Here is a 12398-nt window from a genome sequence, read left to right on the forward strand (position 1 = left end):
GTTGTCCAGCAGCAGGGCGCAGCGGATCAGGCCGAGGTGGCTGTACGCCTGCGGGTGGTTGCCCAGCCCGCGCTCGGCCAGCGGGTCGTACTGCTCCGGCAGCAGCCCGGTCGGACCGGCCGTGTCGACCATCTGGGTGAACAGCTCCTCGGCGTCGCTGCGGCGACCGGTGCGCAGGTACGCCTCGATCAACCACGACGTGCAGATGTGGAAGCCGCCCTCCCGGCCGGGCAGGCCGTCGTCCCAGTGGTACCGGTAGACGACCGGACCGCTGCGCAGCTCCGCCTCGATCTTGAGCACGGTGGAGAGGAAGCGCGGGTCGTCGCCGGCGAGCAGCCCGGAGATGCCGATCCACAGCGACGAGGCGTCCATCTCCTCGTACCCGTAGGCGACGCTGTACGCCTCGGCCTCCGGGTGCCAGCCGTGCTCCAGCACGTTCGAGGCGATCCGGTCGCGCAGCTCGACCCACTCGGGCCGGTCCTCGCCGCCGTGCCGGCGGACGACGTGCAGCGCCCGGTCCACGGTCATCCAGAGCATGACCTTGGAGAAGACGTGGTGCCGCGGGGGGAGGCGGGCTTCCCAGATGCCGTGGTCGGGTTCGTGCCAGCGGCGGCGTACCGCCTCGACCATGTTCTCCAGCACCCGCCACTCGTCGTCGCGGATCGAGCCCCGGGCGTCGGCGACCGCCGCGATCAGGTCCGCCACCGGGCCGAAGACGTCGAGCTGGAGCTGGTGGTTGGCGAGGTTGCCGACGCGTACCGGCCGGGAGCCGGCGTAGCCGGGCAGCGTGTCGATGACCGCCTCGGCGCCCAGCTCGAAACCGTCCACCGTGTAGAGCGGGTGCAGCCGCTCCGGGTGCCCGCCGGTGCGCTCGACCACGCCGTCGATCCAGCGCAGCAGCCCTTCGGCCTCCTCGGTCGAGCCGAGATCGACGAGCGCGCGGGCGGTCATCGCCGCGTCCCGCAGCCAGCAGTAGCGGTAGTCCCAGTTGCGGACACCGCCCAGCTCCTCGGGCAGCGACGTGGTGGCCGCGGCGAGGATCGAGCCGGTCGGTTCGTGGCAGAGGCCGCGCAGCGTCAGCGCGCTGCGGGCGACCAGGTCCCGGGCGGTGGCGGGCAGCCGCAGCGAGGCCACCCAGTCCTTCCAGGGCTGCTCGGCGGCGGTCTGCCGCTCGTGCAGCGGCAGCCGGTGCGGCTCCAGGCTCTGCGTGCCGAAGCGCAGCTCCAGCACCACCTGGCCGCCGGCTGCGGACAGGTCGACCACCGCCTTCGCGGTCTCGTACCCGGCGTCGTTCGTGACCTCCCACTCGACGCCGGGGGAGTGCAGCGCGACCGGCTCGTTGGAGCCGAGCACCAGCAGCCCGTCGTCGAGCGGCTGGAGCTGCACCGCCACCTGACCGAACTCGGGGCGCGGCGCGAACTCGACCCGGGCCCGCCCGGTGCCGCTGAGCACCCGGACCAGTGTCGAGTCGCCGCTGACCACTGCGGGGTCGTCCGGCGTGGTCTCCCGTACCGGCAGGTCGAGCCAGTCGGTGACGGTCAGGCCGGACCAGCGGGTCTCGACGGTCATCGTGTTGCTGCGGTAGCGCTGGCCCAGCGGGATGCCGCCGCGCTCCGGGCCGACCGTGAAGTGCCCGGCCGGGCTGCCGCCGACCAGGTCGGCGAAGATCGCCGCCGAGTCCGGCTTCGGGTGGCACAACCAGGTGATCTTGGCTTCCGGCGTGACGAGCGCGACGGTACGGCCGTTCGCGAGCATCGAGTGCCGCTCGATCGGCACCGCCCGCTCGCCGAACAGCCAGTGCCGCCGCGTCTCCAGCAGCAGACCCAGCGCGCGGGCCGCCTCGATCGGCTCGGCCACCCGGTAGTCGGCGCGGGTCTCCCCGGGACCGATCTTGATGCCGACGTCCGGCCCGGTCAGGTTGCCGAAGGCGTTCTCGTCGGTGACGTCGTCGCCGATGAACAGCACCGCGCTCGCGGCGAGCTGGGTACGGAGCTGGTCGACGGCGGTGCCCTTGTTGGTCACCACCACCGACAGCTCGATGACCTCCTTGCCCTGGGTGACTGTCACGCCCTCCCAGGTCGCGGGGCCGTTGCGAACGGCCTCGACGGCCCGGGCGGCGACGTGCGGGTCGACGCCGCGGGTGTGCACGGCAACGCTGGCCGGCTTGCGTTCCAGGCGGATGCCCGGGTGCTCGGCGGCGATCTCGCGCAGCGCCTCGCGGAGCCGGTGCCGGACCGCGATCAGCTCGGGGGTGAGCCGTTCGACGAAGCCGATGTCGAACTCCGAGCCGTGGCTGCCGACGAGGTGCACCTCGCTCGGCAGCCGGGAGAGTGTGGCCAGGTCGCGCAGCGCCCGGCCGGAGACGACGGCGACGCTCGTCTGCGGCAGTGCGGCGAGCGCGCGTACGGCCGCCACCGACTCGGGCAGCGGCACGGCCTTGCTGGGGTCCTCGACGATCGGCGCCAGTGTGCCGTCGTAGTCGCAGGCGACCAGGAGTTGCGGAACCCTGGCGATACGGCCGATGGCGGCACGCAGTTCGGGATCCAGCACGCCGCCGTGGGCGGCGGCGGGGGCGGGCGAGGTCACGCAGCCTCCGTATCGGGGACGCCGAGCTCGCTGAGGAACGACTTGGCCCAGTGGCCCACGTCGTGGCTGCGCAGATGGCGCTGCATGACGCGCATCCGGCGGCGGGCTTCGGGCTTTTCGACATGCACGGCCCGCAGCAACGCGTCCTTCACCGCGTCCGGGTCGTGCGGATTACACAGGAACGCCTGGCGCAGCTCTGTCGCGGCGCCGGCGAACTCACTGAGCACGAGCGCGCCGCCCTGGTCGGCGCGCGATGCGACGTACTCCTTGGCCACCAGATTCATTCCGTCTCGCAGCGGGGTCACCATCATCACGTCGGCCGCGACGTACATCGCGGCCAGTTCGGAGCGACTGTACGACTGATGCAGATAATGCACTGCAGGCACGCCGACCCGGCCGAATTCACCATTGATCCGGCCAACCTCGCGTTCCACCTTCACCCGAAGTGCCTGGTAGTGCTCCACGCGCTCGCGGCTGGGCGTGGCGACCTGCACCATAACCGCGTCCGGAACTGTCAACTTTCCGTCAGCGAGAAGTTCGCGGAAGGCCTTCAGCCGGAGTTCGATGCCCTTGGTGTAGTCCAGCCGGTCGACGCCCAGGATGATCGTCTTCGGGTTGCCCAGCTCCTCGCGGATCTGCTTGGCCCGGGCCTGGATCGCCGGGTCCTCGGCCAGCCGCTCCATCTCCTTGGTGTCGATCGAGATGGGGAACGCGCCGGCCTTCACCTGCCGGCCGTCGACCTGGATCATCTGGCCCTCGTAGCGCAGGCCGAGCAGGTGCCGGGCCAGGCGGACGAAGTTCTGCGCCGCCAGCCGCTGCTGGAAGCCGACCAGGTCCGCGCCGAGCAGTCCACGCAGGATCTCGGTGCGGAACGGCATCTGCATGAACAGCTCGATCGGCGGGAACGGGATGTGCAGGAAGAAGCCGATCCGCAGATCCGGCCGCAGCTCGCGGAGCATCGCCGGCACGAGCTGGAGCTGGTAGTCCTGGACCCAGACCGTGGCGCCCTCGGCCGCCACGTCCGCCGCGGCCTCCGCGAACCGGGCGTTGACCAATCGGTACGCCTCGCGCCAGCGCCGCTTGTAGGCGGGCGTCTCCACCGCGTCGTGGTAGAGCGGCCAGATCGTCGCGTTCGACTGGCCCTCGTAGTAGCGCTCCAGCTCCTCGGCGCTCAACGGCACCGGGTGCAGCCGGATGCCCTCCAGGTCGAACGGCTCGGGGGCGGCGCCGGTGCCGCCGGCCCACCCCACCCAGGTGCCCTGGTGCTCGGCCAGCACCGGATGCAGCGCGGTCACCAGCCCGCCAGGGCTGCGCCGCCACTGCCGTCCTTCGGGTGTGCTCACCTCGTCGACCGGCAGACGGTTGGCCACTACGACAAAGGAGCTACGGACGGTCACGATCGGCCACCTCCGGGTACTGACGGGTCCACCGCGATGAGCGTACTGAGCGTAGCTGCGGCGTCTGATCCCCCGTGCCGGAGTTACCTACCCGTCCCAGAACCGCCGAACCCACCGCGTGATCTTGTCGACACCGGTGGCTCAGAGGTCGATGATCGGCCACTCCTTGGGCAGTACCTCACCGAGCAGTTCCCGTCGGTCGCTCATGATCGGTGTGGTGGCCCGCGCGGCCTCCAGCGCCACCTGGGCGAGGTCCATGCTCAGGAGCGTGCGCGACCAGCCGCCGAGGAACATGCACATGTCGTGCGCCACCGGCGTGACGACCACGTGGTCGAGATCGCCGAGGATGTCCAGCAGGCGCCAGCCGTCGACGGCCACCTGCCGGTACGCCTCGGCGAGACACAGCGCCGGCACGATCACCGTCTGCCCCCGATCCGCGACCGACGCGATCTGCTCCCCGACCGCCTCGGTGCATTCCGAGTAGGCCAGCAGGCAGGCGGTGTCGAGCACCAGCCCGGGGTCAGTCACGGGTCAGCCGTCCACGTGACGGCTCGCTCAGCAGTGCGGCGGCCCGGGCGCGCAGCTCCGGGGTGATCTTCGCCTGGGCCTCGTCGAGCGCGTGGCCCGCGTCGGCGAGCCCGCCGTCGGACAGCCGGAAGCCGACCTGTCGGAGCGTGTGCCGGGTGCGCTCGCCCGCCATCCGCCGCCGCACGCTCTCGGTGACGAACGCGGAGACGTTCGGCTCCTGGGCCAGTCGTTCGGCCACGTCGTCGGGGACGCTGATGGCGATCTTCTTGGTCATACTGCAGACGTTAGCGAGTAGTACCGTTGTCGGCAACGCGGCTCGCCGCCGTACCCCTGGGGTGGGGTGATGTGGGCGTGGCGGTCCGTACCTGTCAGGATTGACGGCGGCGTGCGTGCGGCCGGCTCCCGGCCGGCGGCGGCGGGCGGAGATCGACGCCCGCGCCCCGCACCCGACAAGCCCGCGATCGCAACCGACGGAGGTAGCCCGCACCGTGGCCCAGTTCATCTACGTCCTGGACAAGGCGCGCAAGGCGCACGGCGACAAGGTCGTGCTCGACAACGTGACGCTGAACTTCCTGCCGGGTGTCAAGATCGGGGTGGTCGGTCCGAACGGCGCCGGTAAGTCCAGCCTCCTCAAGATCATGGCAGGGCTGGACCGGCCGAGCAACGGCGAGGCCCGGCTCATGCCCGGCTACTCCGTCGGCATGCTCGCGCAGGAGCCGCCGCTCAACGACGCCAAGACGGTCCTCGGCAACGTCGAGGAGGCGGTCGCCGAGACCAAGGCCAAGCTGGAGCGGTTCAACAAGATCGCCGAGCAGATGGCCACGGACTACTCCGACGAGCTGATGGAGGAGATGGGCAAGCTCCAGGAGGAGCTGGACGCCTCCGACGCGTGGGACATCGACTCCAAGCTCGAACTCGCCATGGACGCGCTGCGCTGCCCGCCGCCGGACGCCGACGTCACCAAGCTCTCCGGTGGTGAGCGCCGCCGGGTGGCGCTGTGCAAGCTCCTGCTGGAGGCGCCGGACCTGCTGCTGCTCGACGAGCCCACCAACCACCTGGACGCGGAGAGCGTGCAGTGGCTGGAGCAGCACCTGGCCAAGTACGCCGGCACCGTCCTGGCGATCACCCACGACCGGTACTTCCTGGACAACGTGGCCAACTGGATCCTGGAGCTGGACCGCGGCCGGGCCTACCCGTACGAGGGCAACTACTCCACCTACCTGGAGAAGAAGGCCGCCCGGCTCTCCGTCGAGGGACGCCGCGACGCCAAGATGAAGAAGCGGCTGTCCGAGGAACTGGAGTGGGTCCGCTCGAACGCCAAGGCGCGGCAGACCAAGTCCAAGGCCCGCCTGGACCGCTACGACGAGATGGCCGCCGAGGCGGAGAAGACCCGGAAGCTGGACTTCGAGGAGATCCAGATCCCGCCGGGCCCGCGCCTGGGCAACACGGTCATCGAGGCGCAGAACCTCACCAAGGCGTTCGGTGACCGGGTGCTGATCGACGACCTGTCGTTCTCGCTGCCCCGCAACGGCATCGTCGGCATCATCGGCCCGAACGGCGTCGGCAAGACCACGCTGTTCAAGACCATCGTCGGGCTGGAGCAGCCGACCAGCGGCTCGGTCCGCGTCGGCGAGACCGTCTCGCTGTCGTACGTCGACCAGAACCGGCAGGGCCTCGACGGTGACAAGACCGTCTGGGAGGTCGTCTCCGACGGGCTGGACCACCTCATGGTGGGCAAGGTCGAGATGCCGTCCCGGGCGTACATCGCCGCGTTCGGCTTCAAGGGGCCGGACCAGCAGAAGCCGACGAAGGTGCTCTCCGGTGGCGAGCGCAACCGGCTCAACCTGGCGCTGACGCTGAAGATCGGCGGCAACGTGATCCTGCTCGACGAGCCGACGAACGACCTGGACGTGGAGACGCTGTCCAGCCTGGAGAACGCGCTGCTGGAGTTCCCCGGCTGCGCCGTGGTCATCTCCCACGACCGGATGTTCCTGGACCGGGTCGCCACGCACATCCTGGCCTGGGAGGGCGACGACCAGAACCCGGCCAAGTGGTTCTGGTTCGAGGGCAACTTCGAGGCGTACGAGAAGAACAAGGTCGACCGGCTCGGCGCCGAGGCGGCCCGTCCGCACCGGGTGACCTACCGCAAGCTCACCCGTGACTGACCGCTTCGTCTACCACTGCGCGTTGCGCTGGTCCGACCTGGACGCGTACGGCCACGTCAACAACGCCCGCTTCCTCACGCTCTACGAGGAGGCCCGGGTGGCGATGATGTTCGCCGGCGGCCGGGCGTGGGGAGTGGGCTCGTTCGCCGACGGGGTGGTCATCCGCCGGCACGAGGTCGACTACCTGCGCCCGGTCGACTACGCGCTCGGCCGGGCCAGCGCGGAGGCCGCCCCGACGGTACGGATCGAGCTGTGGGTGGACCAGATCAGGGCCGCCTCCTTCTCGGTCGCGTACGAGCTGTACGACGGCGACACGCTGGCCGGCACCGCCCGGTCGCTGCTGGTGCCGTTCGACCTGACGGCGCAGCGCCCGCGCCGGATCTCGCCGGAGGAGCGGGCGTTCCTGCTCCGCTACGCGCCGGGGCTGAGCGGATGACCGGGCACGGGTTGACCGGGACGGCCGACGCCGGGGCCTTCCTGGCCCGGCTGGTCCGGTTCGACCCGGCCACTGTGGTCCGGCTGCGCCCGGTGCCGGGCGCGGGCCGTACCGCCCTCTGGGCGAGGCTGCCGTGGGGCGTGCTCGTGGTCCGTACCGTGCCGGGCACCGCCCCCGGTGACGTCACGGTGGCGGCGGGGGAGCTGCTGGCCGAACTCTCCGCCGGGGGCGAGGCGCTTCCGGTACGCCGGGACGACGGCTGGCGGTGGCAGCTCCCACCGGCGGCGAGCCGGGCGGTGGAGGCGCTGCCCGGCGCCGAGCTGCGCCGGATCGCGGAGGCGGCGGCCGGGACGCTGCGCGAGGCGGCCACGCACGGCGTGGCGGGCCGCGCGGTCGGGCAGCGGGTGCTGCGGGACGCGCTGCTGGACCACGTCGCCGTGGTGGTGACCCCGGACGAGGCGCCGCGGACGCCGGTGGAGGTGTCGCAGCGACTGGTGCAGGCGTTGGTCCGGATGGGTTTCCTCGGTACCGGCGCGGACGACGTTCAGGTGCGGACGGCTGGTCGATGGGTCGGACTCGTCGGACCGTTCGGGGCGGCCTGGTCGCGGACCGTCGCCGATCTTGCACTCAGGCCGACGCCAGGTCATCCGAACGGATGACCCCGTGTCGGCCTTCCGGTTTGGGGCGGTCGTTGGGGGGATGCCTCAGGCCGCCTGTCCGGGTACCGTCCATCCTCGGATCCAACGCACCGTAGGCGTCCGGATCCGCTGGGGAGTGAGGTGCGCGAGCGATGCCGTGGTGGTCATGGCGCCCTGGTCCCGCCGCTGGCGGGGAGCCGGAGACTCGAAGCGGGACCACAGTGGATGACACCATCCGGGTCGGACCACCGGCCCCTCGCCAGCCGGGGGACGACGTGGCGCCGCCCGAGCGGCCGGTCCTCGCGGACATGCCGGCCACCGTCGCGCCGGTCACGCTGAGCCGGGTCTGCGACGCGCTCGACCTGCTCGACGTGCGCTATCTGGCCGACGGCGACGGCAACCTGCTGGCCATGTGGGAGCGGCACGCCGTGCTCGTCGCGCTGGAGGGCCCCGAGGACGAGATCCTCGTGATGCGGGCCCGTCCGCACGCGACGGTCCCGCCGGACTGGGCCGACCGGGCCTACCGCGTCGTGAACGAGTGGAACCACACCCGGCGCTTCTGCAAGGCGTACATCGGTGATCCGACCGAGCGCGGTCAGCTCCCGATCTACGCCGAGTTGCAGGTGCCGCTCGGCGCCGGCGCCCACGATGCGCTGCTGGTCGAGATGCTCGACTGCGGCGCCGCCGTCGCGGTGACGTTCGTCGACTGGCTGCACGACGAGGGCGCCCTGCTCTGACGCAGGCTCAGCCCGCGGCCGGGTTCTCCATCACGTTCACCATGAAGTAGGCGGCCCGCTCCAGGTAGTCCCAGAGCGCGGCGGCGAGCTGCGGCGGCAGGTCCAGCGTGTCCACCGCCCGGCGCATGTGGTGCAGCCAGGCGTCCCGCTCGGCCGCGCCGATCCGGAACGGGGCGTGCCGCATCCGCAGCCGCGGGTGGCCGCGCTGCTCCGAGTAGGTGTGCGGGCCACCCCAGTACTGGATGAGGAACAGGGTCAGCCGGTCCGCCGCCGGGCCCAGGTCCTCCTCCGGGTACATCGGCCGCAGCAGCGGGTCGTCGGCCACACCGGCGTAGAACTCGTCCACCAGCTTGCGGAAGGCCGGTTCACCGCCGATCGCCTCGAAGAGGGTCATCGACTCGCCTGGGGAAGTCACGCTTCCATCCTGCCAGGTGCGGCCCGGCACCCGCGCCCGCCCGCCGGGCGGCGCGGATCACGTCACCGCGTGCCGGCGTCGGCCGTGCTCCCGGTTCCGGTCACCGGACGCGGGGCCGGGCGCGTGCGCGTGCGCCGGTCCGCCACCGGCCGCCGATTCCGCGCGGGCGGCCGCGACGGCCTCGTGGATCACCTGCGGCCGGGGCCAGGCGAGCGCCGCCACCGACATGATCAGTACCCCCGCGGCGCTCCACACGCCGACCACCGACGGGACCGAGAAGCGCTCGGCGAGCGCGCCCGTGGCCAGCACTGCGGCGCCCTGGATGATCTGTGTGCCGCTGGCCATGACGCCGAACGCCCGGGCCCGGAAGCCGTCCGGGAGCGCCTGCACGAACAGGCCGTTGGCGACCGGGACGAGCCCGGCGACGGCGAAGCCGCACCCGGCGGCCAGCAGCGCCACCACCGCCGGCGGCGGGTTGAACAGCGCGGGTACGAGCGTCGCCGGCGCGATGATCATCAACGGTCGCATCAGCGTCAGCCGCCGGTCCGGGCCGACGAGCCGGCTGATGGTCAGCCCGCCGAGGATGTATCCGACCGGGACGGCGGCCATGATCAGACCTTGGGCGGTGCCGGCGTCCATCCGGCCGTCGGTCCGGTCGGCGGCCCAGCCCGCGGCCAGCCCCTCGGGGACGATCGAGAAGAGCATCGCGCTGAACACCAGCACCGCGATGGCGCGCAGTACCGGCCGCTCGAAGACGATCCGGAAGCCCTGGACGGTCTCCCGCAGCAGGTGGCTGCGGTGCACCTCGGTCATCGCCGGTGGCCGCTCGCGTACGCCGAAGCGGACGATCGCGGCCGACACGGCGAAGGTCACGGCGTTGACGAGCAGCGCGGTGTTCGGGTTGAGCGCCGCCACCGTGGCGCCGATCAGGTAGCCGACGACCTGGGCGGCCTGGCCGGCGCTGGTGAACGCGGACAGGCCCACGACCAGCCGGTCCCCGGTCAGGATGTGCGGCATCAACGCGGACCGCGCCGCCTGGCTCGGCGGGTTCGCGAGCGTGGCCAGGAAGATCAGCGCGAAGATCGACCAGGTCGGCATCCAGGGCATCGCGACCAGCGCCATCAGCGCCATCCGCAGCAGGTCGCAGATGACCATGACCCGGCGGTAGTGGTGCCGCTCGGCGAGCGCGGAGAGCAGTGGGCCGCCGACCAGCCAGGGGAGGTAGCTGGCGGCGAACGCGGCGGCGGAGAGCGCGACCGAATCGGTCTCGCGCAGCACGAGCACGGTGACCGCGGCGCGGGCCAGGTAGTCGCCCACCCAGGAGAGGGTGTTGGCGGCGAAGATGGCGCGGAACTCCGACTGACCGAAGACGTCCCGGAAGGTGGCCGGGGCCTCCCGGGCGGGTCGCGCGTCGGACACCGTCGCCTCCATCGTTCCTGGTCGACCACTTGTGATGGCCCGACCGGGAACCGTCGTCAGATCGATCGATCAGCGAGGACACGAGCACGCCCCCCGGTGGAGCGTGTGCACCGGATTCTGCCCGATCGTCTGACAACTGGCTAGGGCGAACGGATTGATCGTCGCATCTCCGACTGAACGAACGGACGATACCCGAGGGGCCGCGCGGTGCGGAACCCCGGAAATCGTCCGGCTCGTCCGGCGGCTCAGGTGGGTCCGCCGGTACCAGTCCCCTCGGCGGCGGGCGGCGCCGGCGGCTGGACCGGCAGGCCGGGGAACAGCCGGGCGGCCGCGATCTGCGCGACGATCCCCGAGTTCTCCAGCGCCTCCGCGAGGCGGCGGCGCAGCTCACGCCCGACCGCGAACTGCCCGTCCGCGGTGGTCTTGACGACGGTACGGATCACCGCGCCGTCGACAGTCATCTGCTCGACGCCCAGGACCTCCGGCTCCTCCACGATGCTCGGTGCCAGCTCCGGGTCCAGCGCCACCGACGCCGCCGCGGTACGCAGCACGGCGGTGGCCTCCTCGGTGCCGGCGAACCCGATCGGCAGGTCGACCACGACGAGCGCCCAGCCCTGGCTCTTGTTCCCGACGCGGACGATCTCGCCGTTGCGGATGTACCAGAGCACGCCCCGGCCGTCCCGGACCGTGGTGACCCGCAGCCCGACCGCCTCGACCACGCCTGTCGCCTCGCCCAGGTCGACCGTGTCGCCGACGCCGTACTGGTCCTCGATCAGCATGAACAGGCCGGCGATCAGATCCTTGACCAGGCTCTGCGCGCCGAAACCGAGCGCCACGCCGGCGATGCCCGCGCTCGCCAGCAGCGGGGCCAGGTCGAAGCTGAACTCCTTGAGCACCATCAGCAGCGCGATGCCGAAGACGAACGCGGTGACCATGCTGCGCAGCACCGACCCGATCGCCTCCGCCCGCTGCCGCCGCCGCTCCGGCACGAACTGGTCCGGGTCGATCGCGGCACTGGGGATCCGCTCGCGCAGCGGGCGCAGCATGGTCGGCACCGCGCCGTCGGTGGTGGTCCGTACCAGCCGGTTGATGGTCCGGTGCAGCGCCCACCGGGCGGCCACCGCGAGCAACAGGATCAGCGCCACCCGCAGCGGCTTGAACAGGATCCAGTAGCTGCTCTCGGCGAACCAGGCGGAGTTCGTCACTCGGTACACCCACTCGCAGGAGCTGCTGCCCTGGCAGTCCGGCTTCCGGTCGGAGACGGCGGCCAGCACGGCGGAGATCAGGTCGGAGACGTTCACTCTGCTTTCGTACCGCACGCCGGGCGGGCGACGGACACCGCCACCTCGGCGAAGTGTCGCTACCCGGGGGGTAGCCCCGGATTAGTACGTGCAATCCGGGGCGCGATCAGGGACTATTGGCGCAACGGACGTCGGTGATCCGGCCGGCGTCGGAGCCGTTCCGCGCTGTCCGCGGGGCGGTTCCGGCGCAGACGAGGCGGGAGCGACTGGACCGGGAGGGTGAGCGCGATGCCTGACATACGACCCACGGCGGGCTCCGGTGCACTCGTTCTCAACGCCACCTACGAGCCCCTGTGCGTCGTGTCGGTGCGTCGTGCCGCGATCCTCGTCCTCTCCGCCAAGGCGGTCTGCGTCGCCGACGGCGAGGGCATCCTGCACAGCGCGCGCAACGCGTTACCGGTGCCCTCGGTGGTGCGCCTGACCCGCTACGTCCGGGTGCCATACCGCACCCACGTCGGGTTGTCCCGGCGGGCGGTGTTCGCCCGCGACGGGTGGCGGTGCGCGTACTGCCGGGGGCCGGCCGAGACCATCGACCACGTCTTCCCGCGCAGCCGGGGCGGCCGGCACGCCTGGGAGAACGTGGTCGCCGCGTGCGCGCGGTGCAACCACACCAAAGGCGACAAGACGCCCGCCGAGCTGGGCTGGCGGCTGCACCACCTGCCGGCCGCGCCCAAAGGAGCCGCCTGGCGGGTGCTCGGGCACCGCGCCCCCGACCCGCGCTGGGCGGACTGGCTCGACCTGCGCGAGCCCGAGCCCGAGGCGGCCTGACCCGCCCG

The 12398-nt window shown here is 71.8% G+C and carries 12 protein-coding genes; 5 read left to right on the forward strand and 7 right to left on the reverse strand.

Annotation, left to right across the window (positions count from 1 at the left end; translation table 11 throughout):
* From otsB to ACPCK6_RS24065, 4 genes are all read right to left on the reverse strand, one after another.
* A partial coding sequence (gene otsB, locus ACPCK6_RS24050; RefSeq protein WP_423482303.1) for a trehalose-phosphatase occupies positions 1-2586 on the reverse strand: 2586 nt, incomplete at its 3' end.
* A complete protein-coding gene (locus ACPCK6_RS24055; protein ID WP_013288079.1) occupies positions 2583-3983 on the reverse strand; it encodes an alpha,alpha-trehalose-phosphate synthase (UDP-forming) in 1401 nt (466 codons plus the stop codon). The genes otsB and ACPCK6_RS24055, both read right to left, overlap by 4 nt.
* A 141-nt stretch (positions 3984-4124) precedes the next feature.
* Positions 4125-4511 (reverse strand): hypothetical protein, encoded by a 387-nt coding sequence (locus ACPCK6_RS24060; RefSeq protein WP_423482304.1) that lies wholly within the window; start codon positions 4509-4511, stop codon positions 4125-4127.
* Complete coding sequence (locus ACPCK6_RS24065; protein ID WP_269704501.1) at positions 4504-4785, reverse strand: hypothetical protein; 282 nt, start codon at positions 4783-4785, stop codon at positions 4504-4506. Before ACPCK6_RS24065 ends, ACPCK6_RS24060 begins: the two co-directional genes overlap by 8 nt.
* A 214-nt stretch (positions 4786-4999) precedes the next feature.
* Between ACPCK6_RS24065 and ettA the strand changes: the two genes are divergently transcribed.
* The 4 genes from ettA (at position 5000) to ACPCK6_RS24085 (ending at position 8487) form a co-directional block, all read left to right on the forward strand.
* Positions 5000-6676, forward strand: a complete 1677-nt coding sequence (ettA, locus tag ACPCK6_RS24070; RefSeq protein ID WP_262014130.1) for an energy-dependent translational throttle protein EttA — start codon at positions 5000-5002, stop codon at positions 6674-6676.
* Positions 6669-7112 (forward strand): acyl-CoA thioesterase, encoded by a 444-nt coding sequence (locus tag ACPCK6_RS24075; protein ID WP_135241665.1) that lies wholly within the window; start codon positions 6669-6671, stop codon positions 7110-7112. The genes ettA and ACPCK6_RS24075 overlap by 8 nt, the downstream gene beginning before the upstream one ends.
* Positions 7109-7771, forward strand: coding sequence for a DUF8185 domain-containing protein (locus tag ACPCK6_RS24080; RefSeq protein ID WP_262014131.1), 663 nt, complete (start codon positions 7109-7111; stop codon positions 7769-7771). Before ACPCK6_RS24075 ends, ACPCK6_RS24080 begins: the two co-directional genes overlap by 4 nt.
* A 131-nt stretch (positions 7772-7902) precedes the next feature.
* On the forward strand, positions 7903-8487 hold the full coding sequence (locus tag ACPCK6_RS24085) for a type III secretion system chaperone family protein (RefSeq protein ID WP_396881341.1): 585 nt from the start codon (positions 7903-7905) through the stop codon (positions 8485-8487).
* Positions 8488-8494: 7 nt separating this feature from the next.
* On the opposite strand, the gene ACPCK6_RS24090 is transcribed toward ACPCK6_RS24085, so the two are convergent.
* From ACPCK6_RS24090 to ACPCK6_RS24100, 3 genes are all read right to left on the reverse strand, one after another.
* Positions 8495-8881 (reverse strand): globin, encoded by a 387-nt coding sequence (locus tag ACPCK6_RS24090; RefSeq protein ID WP_396881399.1) that lies wholly within the window; start codon positions 8879-8881, stop codon positions 8495-8497.
* A gap of 78 nt (positions 8882-8959) precedes the next feature.
* Entirely contained in the window at positions 8960-10333 is a 1374-nt protein-coding gene (locus ACPCK6_RS24095; RefSeq protein WP_396881342.1) for an MFS transporter, read from the reverse strand.
* 233 nt (positions 10334-10566) lie between these two features.
* A complete protein-coding gene (locus ACPCK6_RS24100; RefSeq protein WP_423482305.1) occupies positions 10567-11622 on the reverse strand; it encodes a mechanosensitive ion channel family protein in 1056 nt (351 codons plus the stop codon).
* A gap of 228 nt (positions 11623-11850) precedes the next feature.
* Here ACPCK6_RS24100 and ACPCK6_RS24105 point away from each other — a divergent pair, with 228 nt between their 5' ends.
* Positions 11851-12390, forward strand: coding sequence for an HNH endonuclease (locus tag ACPCK6_RS24105; protein WP_013288071.1), 540 nt, complete (start codon positions 11851-11853; stop codon positions 12388-12390).
* Positions 12391-12398 lie beyond the last annotated feature (8 nt).

The organism is Micromonospora sp. AB353 (assembly GCF_049538395.1).
In the GTDB taxonomy this organism is placed as follows: Bacteria; Actinomycetota; Actinomycetes; order Mycobacteriales; family Micromonosporaceae; genus Micromonospora; species Micromonospora aurantiaca.